The 1,355-nt window shown below is 43.0% G+C and carries 2 protein-coding genes; both read right to left on the bottom strand.

Annotation, left to right across the window (positions count from 1 at the left end; translation table 11 throughout):
• Nucleotides 1-216: 216 nt before the first annotated feature.
• On the bottom strand, nucleotides 217-774 hold the full coding sequence (gene pgsA / locus ACP45E_RS22400; RefSeq protein ID WP_017033559.1) for a CDP-diacylglycerol--glycerol-3-phosphate 3-phosphatidyltransferase: 558 nt from the start codon (nucleotides 772-774) through the stop codon (nucleotides 217-219).
• A 47-nt stretch (nucleotides 775-821) separates the two neighbouring features.
• Nucleotides 822-1,355 (bottom strand): helix-hairpin-helix domain-containing protein (locus tag ACP45E_RS22395; protein ID WP_241824382.1); only part of this gene is annotated, 534 nt, incomplete at its 5' end.

Here is a 1,355-nt window from a genome sequence, read left to right as displayed (position 1 = left end):
TTGGCTCGCATTTGACTGCGTTCCTTTTGGGTACGGGATGCATTCTACGGATTCAGTCGTTTGAGTCAACCCTATTTTTTGATTTTTAAATCGTTTGGCTAATTTGCACTCAATACAAGGTATATTGGGTGTTTTAATCACCACAAATCGTCATAAAATCAGATCTAAACTGTTGAAAATGGACTGCTAATAAAAAACGGGCTAACGCCCGTTTTTTCATTGATGTTCTTCGCTTAACAAATCGTCTTTGGCGGCCATCAAGTACTGAATCATTGACCAGAATGTCAGAATCATCGCAATATAAATTGCCGCATAACCTAGCCAAACCATCCAATCATCGTGTTGCCATATCAGGACCCAGAGCGCAAACATCTGAAAGCCTGTTTTCACTTTACCAATCCAGGAAACTGCGACACTCGCTCGTTTACCGATTTCAGCCATCCACTCACGTAATGCAGAGATAATGATTTCTCTGGCAATCATGGTCACTGCTGGAATGGTAATCCAAATGGTGTGGTAGTCATCGGTGATAAGGATAAGTGCCGTCGCCACCAACACTTTATCGGCAACAGGGTCTATAAACGCACCAAAACGAGATGTTTGCCCTAATTTTCGAGCTAACATGCCATCTAACCAATCGGTAAAGCCAGCAACCCAAAAAATCATTGCGGCAGCAAAAGGCGCCCACGAATAGGGAAGATAAAACGCTACGACGAAAACCGGAATGAGAAAAAGTCGTAGTAAAGACAAAATATTGGGAATATTAAAACGCATATTTTTAAAGCTCTTATTCATTGCGCGTTTATGTTGCGGGATTTTTGCTATTGTTTCAATGCTTGATAAATGTTTTCTGCCAAAGAATGACTCACACCCGGCACTTTGGCTATTTCTTCAACAGTTGCACGCTTTAATTCTTGCAATCCTCCCATATACTTCAACAAAGCCTGACGACGCTTTGGCCCTACACCTTCTATACCTTCAAGTGAACTGGTTCGACGCGTTTTTCCACGCTTTGCTCTGTGACCGGCAATCGCATGGTTGTGACTTTCATCTCGTATGTGTTGCATTAAGTGCAATGCAGGTGCATCACTCGGCAAGTGGAATTCTTCACCCTCAGTGGTTATTAGGGTTTCTAAACCTGGCTTACGCGTTACCCCTTTCGCTATACCCAATAGCCTTGGCTGCTTAGGCCAATCTCCCCAATATTGGCTAATAATTTCCAATGCTCGGTTTAACTGCCCTTTGCCCCCATCAATAAAGATAATGTCTGGGATTTTGTCGACATCAAGTTGTTTTGAATATCGGCGTTCTAATACTTGCCCCATCGCTGCATAATCATCACCGCCAGTGATTCC

Source organism: Vibrio genomosp. F10 str. 9ZD137 (genome assembly GCF_049974785.1).
Classification (GTDB): Bacteria; Pseudomonadota; Gammaproteobacteria; order Enterobacterales; family Vibrionaceae; genus Vibrio.
This window is presented reverse-complemented; position numbering and strand designations above follow the sequence as displayed.

Excerpts from the sequence above, each read along its gene's own strand:
- pgsA (WP_017033559.1), bottom strand. The coding sequence starts at position 774 with ATGCGTTTTAATATTCCCAATATTTTGTCTTTACTACGACTTTTTCTC.